This window comes from Cardinium endosymbiont of Culicoides punctatus (assembly GCF_004354815.1).
Classification (GTDB): Bacteria; Bacteroidota; Bacteroidia; order Cytophagales; family Amoebophilaceae; genus Cardinium.
The window spans coordinates 1-811 of record NZ_QWJI01000052.1 but is presented as its reverse complement, the minus strand read 5'-3'; the positions used below and the strand labels follow the sequence as shown (position 1 = coordinate 811).

The following is an 811-nucleotide window of genomic DNA, read 5'->3' as shown; positions in this document are numbered from 1 at the left end:
GCAATCATGATAGTCATTGATAGCATAAATAAAGGTAACGCTTGGGCTAAGTAAAATCATATATTTGTACCACCACCAAATATTTTTATCAATTTTAACATATCGGAAAATATGCTACCAAAATTTTTACCACGAATTTTATATTTCATTGCAAATCAACTATAAAAATAAAAGCTATTATATGCAGAACACAGGGTACCTGGGTAGTTACTCCAATTTTGATATGTACTGATATGCAAATTTATGCCCATATTCTAATGCTCATTTAGCATTACTCTGGCAACAACCGAAACAGTAAAAAAATTTCCAAAGAGATGCGTTTGATGCTGAATTGCTTTTTTTATTTTCCCTTTTTGCCATGTCCGAAGCCGTTGAACTGGATCCTACTGAACTCCAATAATTCTGAATACAAGATGTGCTAGCTAAATTATTTTTTTCAATTTTCGGTGCCAAAAGTTTAATACTATCAATATATACATCCCTCCCTGTAGGACTATTAGTAATAGATTTATTATTATCTGAATCGATTTCTTCAGTATCAGTATCAGTCGTATCAGTTTCTGGTTCACTTTTAGAAGGTGAAAAATTAACCATGCCCTGTACATCTGCTAAACGCCCTGTACAGCTAGTACCATGTACTAAAATTATGGCACATAAAATACCCCTAACATGCTTCAAAAAAGAATAAAAATTGTGTTGAACCATATATGAACTATATTTAAATCTGTTATAAACAGGACTTTCGCATTTTTAATTAAAAGCTGTATATGGATTACGCCATAACTTTTCCTGAAAAATTTTTAAGGGTTCA

The 811-nt window shown here is 31.6% G+C and carries 1 protein-coding gene; it reads right to left on the bottom strand.

The genetic code is table 11. The features are described from left to right. Nucleotides 1-261: 261 nt before the first annotated feature. The gene (locus tag CCPUN_RS04190; RefSeq protein ID WP_133282321.1) at nucleotides 262-705 is read right to left on the bottom strand and encodes a hypothetical protein; all 444 of its coding nucleotides are present in this window, start codon (nucleotides 703-705) and stop codon (nucleotides 262-264) included. Nucleotides 706-811: the final 106 nt, after the last annotated feature.